The organism is Subdoligranulum sp. DSM 23681 (genome assembly GCF_057005535.1).
The window spans coordinates 1,111,187-1,123,726 of the sequence record NZ_CM168050.1 but is presented as its reverse complement, the minus strand read 5'-3'; the positions used below and the strand labels follow the sequence as shown (position 1 = coordinate 1,123,726).

Sequence of the window (12,540 nt, the reverse complement as noted above, 5' to 3'; positions counted from 1 at the left end):
CGGGGCTGCTGCCGGCTTTCACCTTTCCCATCGGTTTGATTGCCGAGAAGAAAGGTGCAAAGATTAGGACCGATATTTTTCTGGAAGTCCTCCGGCAAAAGGAAGAAATCCTCCGGCCGGACACCCCGCCGGAAGGATCCTGCCTGTGCCGGCAGGCGAGTTGGCGGATACCGGACAGCGGATCGGCAACGATTTCTCTCCGTGCCCGGATGTCCGCTGTCTGCGCATCACCGATCTGCCCTCCGCGCATTTTGACCCGGAGGGGGGCAGCCGGAGCGCCAATCGCTGGGCTCTGCTCCCATTGGACGGTTGCTGCGGACTTTCGCAATCCCCAGCATCATTTCCATGGTGGTCAGTACTCTGTATAATATCGTGGATCAAATTTTTATCGGTCGTGGGGTGGGGGATCTGGGCAATGGTGCCACCAACGTCATTTTGCCCATTACCGTCATAGCACTGGCACTGGGGTTGATGATCGGGGACGGTGCCACCGCCTATTTCAGCCTTTGCCTCGGGCAGAAGGAACTGAAAAATGCGGCGCAGGGAGTGGGAAATGCCCTCACTCTTACCATAATCGTGAGCGTGGCCCTCACGGTGGGTTCTTTCGTATGGCTGCAGTCACTGTGTGTCCTCTTCGGCGCCACCGAGACCATTCTGCCCTATGCGCTGGAGTACGGGTCAGTCATCGTGCTGGGGTTCCCATTTTATATGTTCAGCATGGGATTCAATTCGGTGGTACGGGCGGACGGCAGCCCGGTCTATGCCATGATGGCCACCCTCAGCGGAGCCATTCTGAATACCATTCTGGACCCGATCTTTATCTTTGTCTTTCATATGGGAGTGACCGGCGCGGCCATCGCAACGGTGCTGGGCCAGATCGTATCCAGTATTCTGACGGTGGTCTATTTGCGCAGGTTCCGGTCTGTCCGCCTTACCCGGAAATGCTTGATTCCACAAGGAAAGCTCTGCCTGAAACTGTGCAATCTGGGCGTTTCCAGCTTCTTCCTGCAGCTGGCCGCCACCATTGTCATTGCAGTGATGAACAATGTGCTGGTCAAATACGGTGCTGATTCCCGGTACGGTTCGGAAATCCCCATGACCACCCTCGGCATTACCATGAAGATCAACCAGATCATCACCGGTATTGTCATCGGCATTGCCGTGGGTTCCCAACCCATCATCGGTTACAATTACGGGGCCGGGAAGATGGCCCGGGCCAGAAAAACCTATTTTCTGGCCGTGGGCTGCTCTACAGCGGTGATGGCGCTGGGCACGGCCATTTTCCAGCTGTTCCCGGAGACCATTATCAGCATCTTCGGGTCGGAATCAGAACTTTATCGGGAATTTGCCGTGAAAAGTCTGAAAATTTTCCTCCTGCTGATCGCCCTGAATGGATTCCAGCTGTGCACCGGTGTCTTTTTCCAGGCCATCGGCAAGCCGGTGCAGGCTACCCTGGTATCGCTGTCCCGTCAGGTGTTGTTTTTGCTGCCGGCACTGGTGATCCTGCCCCGTTTCCTGGGGGTGAAGGGCGCTCTGTGGGCCGGCCCGGTGGGAGATGCCTGTGCCTTTGTGCTGGCTTTGACCCTGGGGTTCCTGGAACTGAGAAAACTGGATTCCCGGTCCGTCCGTCTGTAACATGATTATTCCGAAAGAAAGGAGCTGCCGACCTGATCGGGGTGGGACGGGCCATTTTCCGGGATTCCCACTGGGCTGACTGATCACAAAAACAGAGGCGGCGAAGGCGTGTTCCTTCGCCGCCTCTTTCTGTGGCCGGTCTGTGGGATCAGAAATCATTGGCCCGGGGCTTCGCCGAATTTGGCGTTTTATTTAGGGCGTTATCCGGATGAGCAAAAGCCAGAAAAAACAAAAAAAGCGATAGAACGTAAAAGTTCTATCGCTTGTTGGCTGCCCCAGTCCGACTTGAACGGACGACACCCTGATTAACAGTCAGGTGCTCTAACCAACTGAGCTATGGGGCAATATTTGAATCAGCGTTGATAAGTATACTGCGGGAAGTGGAATTTGTCAAGGGATATTTTCAAAAAAATGAAAACTTTTTTTCCGGCGGGAAAACTTTCCGGAAGTTCAAAAAGTTTTTTACGCCCCGACACACTTTTGCAACTTTTGCATCCCGGGGCGGCTATACTCATCATGCGGGGCGAAACCCGCGGGGCTGCCGGGAAAGCGGCAGCCCGGGGTCCGGCGGCGCAAAGGAAAGACCGGCGCCGGCCCGGAACAGACGGATACATATGCCCGCGGGGCGCGCAGCCGCGCGGGGAAGAGCGCACACCACACCCGGGCCCAGGAGGCCGGGAACGGAACCTGACGAACAGGACAGCGCTTTCCCCGCAGACGGCCGCAGGGGCCCCGGGCCCGACGCCATGCGTCTTTACGCCGTCATGAGACCGGGACGGACCCGACCGACAACAGATTCGCCGCATCCCCGCCGTGGGGGCGGCTGTACAAAACGGGAGGGGTGTACAAGATGAAACGACATCTGCATCTTGCCATGGGACTGAGCTCTGTTCTGCTGGCGGCCTGCTGTCTGGCAGGGGCCGGTCTGGTCTGGCTTCGTGCCGCGGTAGGCGCGGTGGCACGCACCGCCCTGCTGTGCACGGTGTCCGAACCGGCACAGGCGCCCGCCGACTCCATCACCATGGCTACCAGCCGTACCTCCGAAACTGCGCTGCCCCGCACCAGCTACTGGTTCGGTCCCACCCTGGGGGTGGACCGGAGCCCTGTGCTGCGGGAACCAGCCCGGGCACCGGCCTTTGATGCCGCAGCCTGGAACCCCGGGCCACCGGGCATCGCCCGGGCCGGACCCGTCCCGGCGCCTTTGACCGGAACCCGAATATGACCGCTGTGCCCTGAATCCGGCAGCGCCGGACGGCACCGCGGGGAAGGATGGACCATGAAGCGATTCCTGCACACCGCGGCGCTGTGGGCGCTGCTTTTGCTGGGAGCGGCACTGCCTGCCCGGGCGGCCGAGTCCGCCGTCTCCCAGACCGAACCGACCCTGTGCCTGACCCAGCAGATCACCTGCGGGGAGGACGGCACCTATACCCTGACCCTGCAGGCCTGGGCCGAAGCGGGCACAAAGACAGCCCCCGGCCCCGACACCCGGCTGCGCTATACCCTGGCGCCCGAATATACCATGACCGATAACACCGATGTCCAGGTGTATGCCGTGGACAAGACCCACAGCGGATGGGGGCAGGTGAAACTGGACCTGTCCGGCCTGCAGCTGACCACCGATGCAGCGACCGGCACCCTGACCGTGACCGGTTTTGACTATACAACCAATGCCGTAAGTGAAAAACCCCGTCTGGACGGGCAGGGGCGCACCACCTTCGGCCGCAGGCTGGTGGTGCGGCTGTCCGGGCTGAAACCGGACTATGCCGCCACCTTCGGCGGCTGCGGGGTGCGGGCAGGCACGGGCGGCCTGTACACGGCGGAGGACGGGGACACACAGCCGGTGTGTCTGGCGTCCTTTCCCGCCGCGGCGGCCGATATCCCCCTGCGCTGTACGTATGCCCCCGCCGACCAGACCCTGACCGCAGAACAGGAGGTGAATTTCGGATACATGATCAACCCGCCCGACGGCAATGCGGGCAACATCCCCGACGGCAAAAACAACGCATGGTGCACCGTGCGGTATACCGTCTCGGACGATACGGGCCCGGTGGCCGAGTACACCGTGCCCGCCGCCGCGGCCATGTCCGGCGGCAGCTGGACCCTCTGGCCTTCCCGGACATACCACGCTCCCGGCCGTTACACCGTCACCGTGACCCTGTGTGCGGTGTATGAGCCGGCGGGCACCTCTGCGCCCCAGGGCAGCGCCCGACGCCTGGTCCTGCAAACCGACGCTCTGGCGGAAAAAAAGGCGTCCTGACCGGACGTCCGGCCCCGGGTTCATATCCCAATCAGCCCTTCCCCACCCATGTCGGGCGCCCGACATGGCGGGGAAGTTTTTTGTTGCGTTCGGTCAGGGGCCTTGGTATAATAATACCATATGTAAACGAAAAAACGCCGGGGAGTGCGCTGGGGGGCGCATCCGGCGGGAAGTACATTGAGGAAGGAACGGGGTGCGTTACCGTGCCAAAGATCGACGTCAGCAAATTCATTGAACAGAGCGGCATCCGCAAAGCCCGCTTCGGCGGATATGAGACGGTGGATGTGCGGCAGGCCATGCAGGCCCTGTGCACCGAATACGAACAGCGGCTCAACCGGGCCGAAAGCCATGCCAAGGCCCTTGTCCAGCAGAATACCGCCCTGGAACAGCATTGCCAGAACCTGACCGCCCAGAACCGCCGTCTGGCGGAACAGAGTGCCGCCCTGGCCGGCAATACCCAGACCTATTCCCGCCAGCGCACCGAGCTGGACAACCGTCTGGCCAGCCTGAAGGAGAAGTACCATTCCCTCAGCGATCATTGCGCGGTCCTGCAGCTGAAAAACAGCGACCTGACCAAGGAAAACGAGGAACTGAAGGAGGCGGCCGCCCAGGCCCGGGCGGAGCTGCGCATCAAGGGCCGGGAGCTGGACGACGAGAAGGCTGCCCAGGTGGCGGCTCGCCGCCAGCGGCTGGAAAAGGCGGAGGATGAGGCCGACCAGATGGTGGAGGAAGCCCGCAAGAAGGCGCAGAAGATCACCGATCAGGCCAAGCTGGCAGCCCAGGCCACCGCCCGGGCTGCCCAGGCCCAGGCCCAGGCCCAGGCCCGCCGGCTGGTGGACGCCGCGGCGGCGGAAGCCAACGAAGTGCAGAATGCCCATCAGCTGCGGCTCAACAGCCTGCGGGACGAAGTCCGGGTGCTGGAACAGCGCCGGGACAAGCTTATCGAATTCCTGAACCGGATGGCCCGGGAGCTGATGCAGGTGGAAGGCACCGCCAAGAGCGAAGGTGCCGCCGCCGAAGCGGTGCCCGCGCCGGCGGTGGATGAGCTGCCCGACCTGCATGAGGTGCCCACGCCGCCGGTGGAACTGGACCTGGGACCGGAGGCCATCGCCCGGGCGGTGGATGAACTGCGCGCCCAGGCTGCCGCCGGCCAGGAGGACGACGAAGAGGAGGAATCCGCGGAGCCCGCTCCGGACGAAAACAGTGTGGCCGCCCGTGCCGTCCGCAGCTTCCAGCTGGTGGCGGAGGACGAGGAGGCGGAGCCCGATGCTTCCGAACCCCCGGTCCAGCCGGAACCGGAGACGGCGGAACCCGCAGAGCCGGAGCGCCCCGCACCGGAAGAGCCGGAAGCCCCCGCCGCCCCGGCGGAGGAACCGGAACCCGCCCGTCAGACAGGTCCGGCCCTGACCGCTGTGCCGGGAGCCATCTTCTCCTCGCCCATTGTGCGGCAGGAGACCCCCGCCGAGCCCGACGAGGACCCGCCCGCCGCCGGCCCCCAGATGCCGGTCATGCCCAGTTTCGGGGATGATGAGGAGTATGACGAGCCGGAAGAGGAGCCGGAGGAACCGGAAACTCCCGAACCGGAGGCGGACAAACCCGTGCCCCAGCCCGGTGTGACCCGGGAAAAGGCGGTGCGCGCCCTGCGCGCCCTGCGCCGCCGCACCAAAAAAGAGTAAGGCCTCGCGCCGTTTCCGAAAAGAAGACCTGAGAAGAAAGAGAAAGCCAGCGCCCCGCGGTGATGCCGCGGGGCGCTGGCGCATAGATTGGGTTATTCGGCGGATTCGGCGGTGGCGGGCTCCGGCCCGGGATAGGTGGTGATGGTCACCTTGTTGACGATGATCTCTCCGTCCGGGCGGAAGGTATCGGTGCCGTCCTCGTTCACCACGGTGGGGCAGCTGGCCATGATGTCCACCACATCCATCCCCATATACACCTGTCCGAAGACCGTGTCGGTGTTGTCCAGGTAGGGCAGGCCGCCGCCGTCGGCGTAGGCGGCGATCTGGCTCTCGGTGTAGCCGTTGGCAGCCAGCTCTTCCTGCATGGATTTGTCCACACTGTCCGGCAGGGCCGTCACGAAATAAAACTGGCTGGTGCCGCCCTGGACATCTCCGCCGGAGGCAAAGGCCGCGCACAAAGCGCCGGTGTAATGGCGCAGGTCGGCGCTGGCTTCCAGGGGATAGGGGTTGTTGCTCCAGATGGTGGACCCGCCGGTGCCGGTGCCGGTGGCATCGCCCCCCTGCACCGCAAAACCGTATTCGCAGCGCCAGATGGCCGTGCCGTCATAGTAGCCGGTGCGGGCCAGCCCCACAAAATTTTCCACCGCCATGGGGGCGGCGTCGGGGTACAGCACCGCCCGCACTTCACCCAGGCTGGTGTCGAAAATGGCGATCAGGTCCCCGTCCGACGGGGCGGTGAACTGGCGCTCGCCGCTTTCCACCACCGGGCGGTCGGGCCGGGGATGCCCGTCCTCCGCAGAGGAACAGGCGGTCAGACAAAGGGCCAGCAGCGCCGCAAAACACGCCGCTGCGCGCAGTTTTTTCGTTTTGGGCATAAGCAGCCTCCTTCAGGGGAATGATCTTGGCGCATGATGAATTCAGTATACCACAATTTCCTCGCAAAGCATAGCTTGACGCGAAACAAAAAAACAAGTACACTATAAGCGTACAAGGAAACCAACAGGGCCCTGCGGCCCGATGTTTTTTAGGAGAAACGAACTATGGCTGACGAACTGAACCCCGAAATGCTGGAAGAGGCTTCCCCCGACCTGCTGACGCTGGAGGATGAGGACGGCAAGGAGTGCACCTTTGAAGTCATCGACGTGACCGAGATCGACGGGACCCGTTATATGGCGGTGGTTCCCTATCAGGAAGACCCCGAATCCCTGGAAGAGGATGCCGAACTGATCCTCATGCGCATCGGCACCGACGAGGACGGGGAATATATGGACATCGTGGACGATGATGAGGAGCTCATCCGCGTCGGCAAGGTGTTCGAGGAACGCCTGAAGGCGATGTTTGACATTGACGATTCCGAACTGGAAAACTGAACCCAAAAAACACCCTGCGCGGTTCGATTTGTTGCGGCTTTATATGATCCTACTAATCAAATCTAGGGAGCCCGGAAAAGTCCTCTGCAGGATCGCAGACCTCCCGCCCCGCTTCGGCGGCCAGCGGAAGAAGGGAGCGTGAACGCAGCGGCAGGGCACCCACCTGCTCATAACAGTAGGTTTTGATTGGTCGCAGACGGCTGTGCGGGGTATATTAGGCAATTCATCGCCGGACGGGTCCGCCGCCCGGCGTTTTTTGGAATAAAAAAGTGTGTGAAAGGGGAGTGTTTGGCTTGGCCGGTCGTGTTGCGGCAGGGGACAAGCTGCCTTTCTTTTTGTATGATACGCCCTACAGCGCCCAGAACCGTTTCCGGGACCTGCTGGCCCAGAGCGCACCGCTGGTCATGGTGTTCATGAACAACTTCGGCCATCCGGTCACCCGCACTTTTGCGGAACGCTACGCATCCACCTTCGACGGTCTGCGCAGCGGCGGGTTTGCCATGGTGGTGCGTTCCCGTGCGGACAAACTTTCCCACAGCATCGGGCCGGATACCCTGCCTTTCCCCCTCCTGTGCGACGCGGACGGGGTGCTGTACGACCTGCTGGACATTCCCCAGCGCAGCGGTACCCTGACCGCCTACAGCCTGGAAGCCTGGAAGATCCTGCGGGAAGCCAAGCGCAACGGCTACAAGCCGCCCAAGAACAATGTGCTGGACATGCCCCTGACCCTGATCCTGGACGTGGACGGCACCGTGCTGTTCGCCCACTACGGTTCCAGCCTCACCGACCTGCCCGAGGACTGCGACGCCATCCAGGCCCTGCTGGAAGAGCTGGAACTGGTGCCCGGAGACGATGAGGAACCCGACGAGGACGTGCCCATCTACACCCCGGCGGACGAATCCCCCCGGATCCCGGGGCTTACCGACGCTGACAACACCGAAGATTTCGACCGTACCGGTGTGCTGCGCCTGTTTGAGGATGCCTACACCGACGAGGACCAGTGACCCCCAAAAGCGATTTATCAAAAACCGTTCCCGCCCACCCGGCGGGGACGGCTTTTTTGTTGTCCGCCTTGCCGTTTGACACCAAACGGTTTATAATAAAGACTGAATTTTTGTAATTATAAGATCGGGGGACGTATCTATGTCTGCTTTTATCCCGTTGTCTGTACCGAATTTCGGCGAAAAGGAGGCCGCCCGGGCGGCCGAAGCCATCACCTCCGGCTGGGTGTCCACCAGCGGCGCCCGGGTGGGTGAATTTGAGCAGGCCCTGGCCGACTATGTGGGCATGCCCCGGGCCGTAGCCTCCAACGCCGGGTCCTCGGCGCTGCATCTGGCCGCCATGGCCTGCGGCATCCGGCCCGGGCAGGAGGTCATCGTACCCACCCTGACCTTCATTGCCGCCGTCAGCCCCCTGACCCGCTATGTGGGGGCGGAACCGGTTTTCATCGGCTGCGACGATTCCTGGTGCATCGACCCCGACGCTGTGGAGGACTTCTGCGCCAACCACTGCACCCTGAAGGAAGACGGCCTGTACAACAACAAGACCGGCGCCAAAGTGGCCGCCCTGGAAGTGGTGCATGTCTTCGGCAACATGGCTGCTATGCCCCGCCTGCTGGACATTGCCAAAAAATACCGCCTGACCCTCATTGAGGACGCCACCGAGGCCCTGGGTACCAAGTACGTCTCCGGCCCGTTGTCCGGCAAGTTTGCCGGCACCATGGGCGACGTGGGCTGCTACAGCTTCAACGGCAACAAGATCATCACCACCGGTGCCGGCGGCATGCTGGTGTCCAACCATCCCGACTGGGCGGAGCACGCCAAGCACCTGTCCACCCAGGCCAAGAGCGACATGCTCCAGTTCTTCCACGACGAGGTGGGCTACAACTACCGCATGACCAACGTCCAGGCCTGCCTGGGTCTGGCCCAGCTGGAACGTCTGGAGGACTTCATCGCCACCAAGATCGCCCGCTACAACCAGTACAAGGACGCCCTGGACGGCTACCACGGCCTGCGCATCCTGCCCTTCAAGACCGAGGCCGAAGGAGTGCGCGCCAACCACTGGTTCTACAGCCTGTATCTGGGTGAGACCTCCCTGGACCGGGATACGGTCATTGCCACCTTGCAGGACCAGGGCATCCAGACCCGCCCGGTGTGGGCCCTCATCCACGAGCAGGCGGACTACCCCCGCAACGAGGCCTACCATCTGGAAAAGGCCCAGGACCTGCGGGCGCACATCGTCAACCTGCCCTGCTCCACCAACCTGAGCGAAGCCGACTGCGCCCGCGTCATCGACGCGGTGAAGGCGCTGGTCTGAAACTGACTGCATAAAAGGGGAGAACCGCCTTGCTCAAAATCGAAGAACTCTTCGTGGACCGCCACGCCACCGTGCTGGAAACCATGAAAAAGCTGGACGAGACCGGCCAGCGCATCCTGTTCATCGCACCGGACGGGGTGCTGCAGGCCGTGGTCACCGACGGCGACATCCGCAAGTTCCTGCTCCGGGGCGGCACACTGGCCGAGCCCGTGGAACAGGCGGCCAACTTTTCGCCCAAGAGCCTGCCCGTGTCCGAGCGGGGCCGCGCCCGGGAAGAACTGCAGAAATACGGCATCGACGCCCTGCCCATCCTGAACAAGAAAGGGGTCATCACCGATATCGTCTTTGCGGGCGGTGTGGATGTGGACAACCGCAAGAAGGTGGACATCCCGGTGGTCATGATGGCCGGCGGGCTGGGCACCCGGCTCTACCCTTATACCAAGATCCTGCCCAAACCCCTGATCCCGGTGGGGGAACAGCCCATTGCGGAGATGATCATCGACCGCTTCCGGGAATTCGGCTGCCACCGGTTCAAGATGGTGGTCAACTATAAAAAGAACATGATCAAGTCCTATTTCGGGGAAGTGGAGAAAGACTACGACCTGGAATTCGTGGACGAGGAACAGTTCATGGGCACCGGCGGCGGGCTCTGCCTGCTCAAGGGCAAGGTGGATTCCCCCTTCTTCTTCACCAACTGCGATACCCTGCTGGACCTGGATTTCGGGGACCTGTACGCCAAGCACAAGGAGCGGGGCAACCTGGTCACCATGGTCTGCGCCCTCAAGCACTACACCGTGCCTTATGGCGTGGTGGAACTGGGGGAGGACGGCGGCATTGCCGCCATGCGGGAAAAACCGGAACTGAACTTCCTGACCAACACCGGCGTGTATGTGGTGGAACCCCGGGTGGTGGAGGAGATGAAGGAAGGGGAGAACATCGGTTTCCCCGATGTCATCGAACGCTACCGCGCCGCCGGGGAGAAGGTGGGCGTCTACCCCATCAACGAGAGCGCCTGGATGGACATGGGCCAGATGGAAGAACTGGAAAAGATGCGCCGCAAACTGGAAACACAACGCTGAAAGGAAACGATTATGCCTGTTACGATCATTGCCGAAGCCGGTGTCAACCACAACGGTGACCTGGAAATGGCCAAAAAGATGGCCCTGGTGGCCAAGGAATGCGGCGCCGATATCGTCAAATACCAGACCGCCGTGCCCGAGCTGGTGGTGAGCAAGTTCGCCGAGAAGGCCGAATACCAGAAGCAGACCACCGATGCCGCCGAAAGCCAGCTGGAGATGATCCGCAAGCTGCACTTCTCCTTTGAAGGCCACAAGGAGCTGAAGGAATACTGCGATTCCATCGGCATCCAGTACCTGTCCGCCCCCTTCGATATCCCCAGCGTGCGGTTCCTGGGCACCCTGGGCCTGCCGCTGATCAAGATTCCTTCGGGGGAGATCACCAACCTGCCCTATCTGGAAGAGGTGGCCAAGCTGAACACCCCGGTGCTGCTGTCCACCGGCATGAGCACCCTGGGGGAGATCACCGACGCCCTGGGCATCCTGGACGACAACGGCTGCCCGGAGGCCACCATCCTGCACTGCAACACCCAGTATCCCACCCCCTATGAGGACGCCAACCTCACCGCCATGATCGAGCTGTTCGAGCAGTTCGGCCTGCCGGTGGGCCTGTCCGACCACACCCCGGGGTGGGAGTGCGACGTGGCCGCCACCGTGCTGGGCGCCCAGGTCATTGAAAAGCATTTCACTCTGGACAAGACCCTCCCCGGCCCCGACCAGAAAGCCAGCCTGGACCCCACCGAGTTCAAGGCCATGGTGGACGCGGTGCGCCATGTGGAAGCCGCACTGGGCGACGGCCACAAGCACCTGACTGCCAGCGAGGCCCCCAACAAGGCGGTAGCCCGCAAGAGCATCGTGGCCGCCCGCCCCATCAAGGCGGGGGAGACCTTCACCGCCGACAACCTGACCACCAAACGTCCCGGGGACGGCATCAGCCCCATGCGCTGGTACGAGGTGCTGGGCCAGACCGCCAAGCGGGACTTTGCGGAGGATGAAAAGATTGAACTGTGACACTGTGGCACTCCTCACCTCCACCCGGGCGGACTACGGCCTTTTGCGCCCGGTGGCCCGCAAACTGGCCGCCGCGGGGCGGCTGGAACTGGTGGTGACCGGGGCCCATCTGTGTGAGCGCCTGGGCAACACGGTCACGGAAGTGGAAGCTGACGCCCCGGCGGTGGAAATCGCCGCCCGACTGCCCATTTTCCGGGAAAAGGACCCGGACGAACCGGTGGGACGCACCATCGCCCGCACGATTGAAGTCTTTGACGACTATTTTGCCGCCCACCGCCCCGGCTGTGTGCTGGTGCTGGGGGACCGGTTTGAAATTTTTGCCGCCGCCACCGCCGCTGCGGCCCGCCATATCCCCATCGCCCACATTTCCGGCGGGGATGTGACCCTGGGCGCCGCCGACGAGTACTACCGCCACTGCATCAGCAAGATGGCGGCGGTGCATTTCCCCTCCTGCGCCGACAGCGCCGCCCGCCTGGTGCGGATGGGGGAGGACCCCGCCCGGGTCTTCTGCGTGGGGGGCCTGGGGGATGAAAACATCCGCGCTGTGCCCAAAATGAGCCGGGAGGAATTGTGCCAATCCACCGGCTTTGACCTGATGCAGCCCTTCGCCCTGGTCACCTTCCACCCCGAGACCGCCGCCGGCGCCCCGGACCCCGCCATCCAGGCGGAGGCCCTGTGCGAGGCCATGGAGGCGGTGGAGGGGGTGTTCTGGCTCATCACCGGCTCCAACGCTGACGCCGGGGGCGCCGTCTGCACCGCCCGGATGCAGCGCTTTGCCGCCGACCACCCCGACCGGGCGGGCTTCATCAACAGCCTGGGCCTGCGCCGGTATCTCTCGGCCATGCAGTACGCCGCCCTGGTGGCGGGCAACTCCTCCTCCGGCGTGGTGGAGACCCCCAGCTTCGGGGTGCCGGCGGTGAACATCGGCAGCCGTCAGGCCGGACGCATCCTCTGCCAGAATGTCATCCGCTGCGGCGGGGAGCGCACCCAGATCGAGGACGCCCTGCGCACCGCCCTGACCCCGGCCTTCCGGGTGGTGGCTGCGGGGGCCGTCAGCCCTTATCACGGGGGCGACACCAGCGGCAAGATCGTGAAAGTGCTGGAACATTTCGACTTCACCAAACCCAAAACATTCTACGACGGCCCGGTGCCGCCGTTTGACCCGCAGGCGGAACCCTGCCTGTAACATCGGGAGGTAT

Annotated in this window: 11 protein-coding genes, 1 tRNA gene and 1 other RNA gene; 11 read left to right on the top strand and 2 right to left on the bottom strand. The window is 62.7% G+C overall.

Going from position 1 to position 12,540, the window contains the following annotated elements:
* Positions 1–345 precede the first annotated feature (345 nt).
* Positions 346–1,635, top strand: a complete 1,290-nt coding sequence (locus AC127K_RS05385; RefSeq protein ID WP_483721843.1) for an MATE family efflux transporter — start codon at positions 346–348, stop codon at positions 1,633–1,635.
* A 267-nt stretch (positions 1,636–1,902) separates the two neighbouring features.
* Here the strand turns inward: AC127K_RS05385 and AC127K_RS05380 are convergent.
* Positions 1,903–1,979: transfer RNA gene (locus AC127K_RS05380), tRNA-Asn, on the bottom strand.
* 506 nt (positions 1,980–2,485) lie between these two features.
* On the opposite strand from AC127K_RS05380, the gene AC127K_RS05375 reads away from it, so the two are divergent.
* From AC127K_RS05375 to AC127K_RS05365, 3 genes are all read left to right on the top strand, one after another.
* Positions 2,486–2,857, top strand: a complete 372-nt coding sequence (locus AC127K_RS05375) for a hypothetical protein (protein ID WP_483721842.1) — start codon at positions 2,486–2,488, stop codon at positions 2,855–2,857.
* 54 nt (positions 2,858–2,911) lie between these two features.
* Positions 2,912–3,892, top strand: a complete 981-nt coding sequence (locus AC127K_RS05370; protein ID WP_483721841.1) for a hypothetical protein — start codon at positions 2,912–2,914, stop codon at positions 3,890–3,892.
* Between the two features lie 203 nt (positions 3,893–4,095).
* On the top strand, positions 4,096–5,568 hold the full coding sequence (locus tag AC127K_RS05365) for a hypothetical protein (protein WP_483721840.1): 1,473 nt from the start codon (positions 4,096–4,098) through the stop codon (positions 5,566–5,568).
* 92 nt (positions 5,569–5,660) lie between these two features.
* Here AC127K_RS05365 and AC127K_RS05360 read toward each other — a convergent pair whose 3' ends face one another.
* A complete protein-coding gene (locus tag AC127K_RS05360; RefSeq protein ID WP_294539513.1) occupies positions 5,661–6,443 on the bottom strand; it encodes a peptidylprolyl isomerase in 783 nt (260 codons plus the stop codon).
* Between the two features lie 165 nt (positions 6,444–6,608).
* Here AC127K_RS05360 and AC127K_RS05355 point away from each other — a divergent pair, with 165 nt between their 5' ends.
* From AC127K_RS05355 to neuC, 7 genes are all read left to right on the top strand, one after another.
* Positions 6,609–6,938 carry a DUF1292 domain-containing protein gene (locus AC127K_RS05355; RefSeq protein WP_294539511.1) on the top strand — a complete coding sequence of 110 codons (330 nt, stop codon included), beginning with the start codon at positions 6,609–6,611 and terminating at the stop codon, positions 6,936–6,938.
* A gap of 8 nt (positions 6,939–6,946) precedes the next feature.
* Positions 6,947–7,153: non-coding RNA, 6S RNA (gene ssrS, locus AC127K_RS05350), on the top strand.
* A gap of 78 nt (positions 7,154–7,231) precedes the next feature.
* On the top strand, positions 7,232–7,942 hold the full coding sequence (locus tag AC127K_RS05345) for a thioredoxin domain-containing protein (RefSeq protein WP_294539509.1): 711 nt from the start codon (positions 7,232–7,234) through the stop codon (positions 7,940–7,942).
* A gap of 139 nt (positions 7,943–8,081) precedes the next feature.
* A complete protein-coding gene (locus AC127K_RS05340) occupies positions 8,082–9,254 on the top strand; it encodes a LegC family aminotransferase (RefSeq protein WP_483721839.1) in 1,173 nt (390 codons plus the stop codon).
* Positions 9,255–9,283: 29 nt separating this feature from the next.
* Entirely contained in the window at positions 9,284–10,333 is a 1,050-nt protein-coding gene (locus AC127K_RS05335; protein ID WP_294539505.1) for a nucleotidyltransferase family protein, read from the top strand.
* 12 nt (positions 10,334–10,345) lie between these two features.
* Positions 10,346–11,341, top strand: a complete 996-nt coding sequence (neuB, locus tag AC127K_RS05330; RefSeq protein ID WP_483721838.1) for an N-acetylneuraminate synthase — start codon at positions 10,346–10,348, stop codon at positions 11,339–11,341.
* The gene (neuC, locus tag AC127K_RS05325; RefSeq protein ID WP_483721837.1) at positions 11,331–12,527 is read left to right on the top strand and encodes a UDP-N-acetylglucosamine 2-epimerase; all 1,197 of its coding nucleotides are present in this window, start codon (positions 11,331–11,333) and stop codon (positions 12,525–12,527) included. Before neuB ends, neuC begins: the two co-directional genes overlap by 11 nt.
* Positions 12,528–12,540 lie beyond the last annotated feature (13 nt).